Source organism: Pseudoduganella ginsengisoli, from assembly GCF_009720865.1.
In the GTDB taxonomy this organism is placed as follows: Bacteria; Pseudomonadota; Gammaproteobacteria; order Burkholderiales; family Burkholderiaceae_D; genus Rugamonas; species Rugamonas ginsengisoli.
Genome location: NZ_WNLA01000059.1, coordinates 1 through 2,941, shown reverse-complemented (window position 1 = coordinate 2,941; position 2,941 = coordinate 1). Strand labels below are relative to the sequence as shown.

The window sequence follows — 2,941 nt, the reverse complement described above, 5'->3', positions numbered from 1 at the left end:
GGTATAGCGCACGTGCTGCCAGGTGCGGTTGCCGTTCTGGTCGAAGCGGTATTGCACCGCATAGCTGGCACCGCGGATGCCGGTGGCGTCGATGGCGGCCAGGCGGTTGGCGCGGTCATAGGTGTTGTCCGTTGACATTGTGTTCACAGCGCTGTGATGGGATGTCTGATCGCTGTCCACAAGGCGTCAACAAGGGCGCCGCCTGGGCGTCCACAATGGGTTGCTCAGGCGGTTTTTGAAGCAATTTTCTGGGACAGGGTAGGGTTTGCTATACCCCCGCAAAGCGGCGGCACGCGGCAACCGGCGGCATGCCGGGCGTTGCACTTCCTTGATATCGCCTACCGGCCCTGCTCAGGACAAGTCCCGAAACCCCGATATATTCATGCGCTATTGCATAGCCTTGGTGCGAAATGCAAACTAGTGTCAGTCACCCCTTAACAACTTCGAACAAAGCATGTGTAAACGAATTCGTAGCGCATCAAATTGTTCATTTTCATCCAGTAAGGGCTTTCCATTGCGCTGGAGTACAACGTCATTAAGTGACCCCATCCCGCCGTAGCTGGCAAGAATCCTACTGGCTGTCTCCTGCGGGTCAACTGCAATTTGAGTAGCAAGGTTTTCGTAAGTAGCTGTCCAGTCATGCCGCTCTCCAATGCGTAGCAGCGTTGCCATCTGACACAAAATGGATTGTATTTCGTCTAGTTTCATTATCGCAATGGTTTTATTGTTACGACTTCCACGCCTTTTATTCCCCATGCTTTCGGTACGATAATTTGCTGGGTTCCCCCCATATAAAATCCTCCTTGACCTCCCACGGTACCCACATACACTTGCGTTCCCGCCGGGATCTTGATGCCAAAGGCGGTATCAATTGGCGACTTCGCCCCATTGGGCCACTCTGGAAGAACAGCTTTATCAATGCGTGTTTGAATAACTCCCTTGGGAGATTCAATACTAAAGTACTGGCCATATTCAGTACCTGCTACGCCTGCACGGTAGAGAATAGTATCTTGTTCCAGCTTGACTGAAGTATAGCGCCCACCCGCGAAAGTCCCAGCCATACCAGTATCGATAGGGCCAAGCATACGATATTCGCCATTTACTTGACCTAAGCCTGGTTCGTATCGGATACCGAATTGCTGAGTAAATGAGCGAGGTCCAGTGTAAGCGGCTTGTGAGCCAGGTACTCCGGCTAATGACCCTACCAAGCCAGACTGGGCACTGGCTAGATTATCGACAACGTCATTAGGTGCGCCGAGAAGGCGCGCGCCATTCGCGTAGCCGGAGAAAACAGGTCCCGCAGCAGCCAGGCCCAAGTCGGTTCTAAATCGTTTGATATTCGCTTCCCGGGCTGCTTCAGCTTGCTGGTCAATTGGCACTAACTGAGGGCCAAGGGCCGCATCAAGTGCGTTTTTTTGCCGCTGAATTGCATCATAAATTTGATTGTTTTCACGAGCCAAGTCCAGGAAGTTGCCGAATCTACCCGTTACTGGGCTTTCCATCAGCGTTGATAATGGCTGGATATTTGTCAACGCTTGGTTGGCATACCGTGCAACCCTTTGAGCTAGACCCTGCGCTGTTTTAGCGAAGGCCTCCATGTTCGCCGCACCGGCGGCTTTGCCCTCACGGGCCATCTTCGCCCACTCCTCTGGCGACATTGCAAACTCCTTCAATTGCGCCGCCAGATCGAGTTCATATACCGGCGGCCTGTCAGCCAAGGCTTGAAGATTGACATTGCCACCTCTCTGCGCTGCCGCCCGCACCTCCGCATCCAAATCCACCTCATACTTCACATTCTGCGTCGCATAGCGTTCAGTATGTGCATCGGTCGTTTTCATAGCCGACGCTAAACTTTCCCCAATCGCATTCCCAAACGCATCCGTCGCCACCTGCTGCATACTGACCCTGCCACCGCGCATCATTGCTGCCACGGTTCCCGCCGCCATGCCGCTGAGCGTGCCGGTCAGCAGCCTGCGCATGGTGTCGCTGTGCAGCCAGTCGCGCAGCGTGTCGCTGCCGCTGAGTGCTTCGGTGACGGCGCCGCCGACCGCCGTGCCGCCGCTGGCCGCCGCGACGGCGCGCCAGCTGAAGCCCTGCTGCAGATGGGTCACGATGCCGATGCCCTGGGTCGCCACGTTGCTCACGGCGGCGCGGGTGGCGCTGCCCATGTCTTTCAGCAGGCTGCCGTCAGCGGCGGTCTTGACGGCTTCCGCCATGCCCGAGGACACCCCGGCGCTGACGGCGCTCAGCGCCACGGCTTTCCAGTTGAAGCCATTCTGTTCGCCGAGCGCGATGCCGGCCGCCTGGCTGGCCATGGACCCGGCCGCGCCGACCACGAGGCCGCCACCGAAGCCGGCGGCCTCGACGGCCACGCCACCCACCGCACCGCCGCCGCCCAGCGCCGTCGCGCCGGCTTGCAGGATGTTGCCCAACCCGGTGGCAGTACTGCTCATCACGCCGGCCGTGTACAGGGTCGCCACCACCGCCACCGCAATCGTGATGATCTTGCCCAGGGCGCCGCAGCCATGCTTGCCGGGCGCCGCCATCTGCGGCGTGGTGTCGCCCACCAGCTGGCCCAGGCTGTACGACTTGAAACTGTGGTGGTCGTTGCTCACCAGCGTCACGCGCGGCGGCAGCACCAGGGTCTGGCCGGCCGCCAGGTTGCCGTTCAGGTCGGTGTTGGCGCCGGCGATCAGGTGCCACAGGTTGTCGTCGCCCCACACGGCCTTGGCGATCGAGCGCAGGGTGTCGCCGGCCTGCACCGTGTACTGGGCGCCGCCGTCGCTCTGGCTGACGATGGCGCCGACGTTGTCGCTGAACGATTCATTGTGGTTGTCGCTCGATCCCACCAGCTCGCCGTTGGCCAGCAGGATGTGGGTGGCATTGTTGGCCGCCAGGTTCAGGCGCTTTTCCAGCAGCTGGCCGTCGACACTGTAGGCCA

The 2,941-nt window shown here is 59.3% G+C and carries 2 protein-coding genes; both read right to left on the bottom strand.

Annotation, left to right across the window (positions count from 1 at the left end):
* Positions 1–423: 423 nt before the first annotated feature.
* Positions 424–672: a DUF6966 domain-containing protein gene (locus GM668_RS31840; protein WP_371868804.1), complete on the bottom strand. Its 249-nt coding sequence runs from the start codon at positions 670–672 to the stop codon at positions 424–426.
* A 35-nt stretch (positions 673–707) separates the two neighbouring features.
* The coding region (locus tag GM668_RS30150; protein ID WP_155442673.1) for a LysM peptidoglycan-binding domain-containing protein at positions 708–2,941 on the bottom strand (2,234 nt) is incomplete at its 5' end.

Bases quoted from the DNA above. Each gene is read 5' to 3' on its own strand.
- GM668_RS31840 (WP_371868804.1), bottom strand. From the start codon at position 672: ATGGCAACGCTGCTACGCATTGGAGAGCGGCATGACTGGACAGCTACT.